The 239-nt window shown below is 40.6% G+C and carries 1 pseudogene; it reads right to left on the bottom strand.

The features are described from left to right. Positions 1-40 precede the first annotated feature (40 nt). Positions 41-239, bottom strand: a pseudogene (locus ACYVTD_RS19185) (hypothetical protein); the annotation flags it as partial.

Genomic DNA, 239 nt, shown 5'->3' with positions numbered 1-239 from the left:
TAAAAGTGAAGTAATAAACCTTTTTCTACGGCTTTAGGCATTACCAATGTTCTGCTCCCTTATCGCCGGGGCTATATCCATAACCTCGCTCCGTGTTTCTTCCTCCACGAATCATGCGATCATGAGAAGAATTAGGAGGAAAATTATATAACCAAGAAGATGTCATAGGATTAGTCTGGGCATTGGCTGAATAAAAATCAAACATATCCCAACACCATTCATCCACGTTTCCACTCATG

The sequence above is a fragment of the Treponema sp. R6D11 genome (assembly GCF_054786075.1).
The sequence above is the reverse complement of the archived record's forward strand: the minus strand, read 5'-3'. Positions and strand labels throughout refer to the sequence as shown.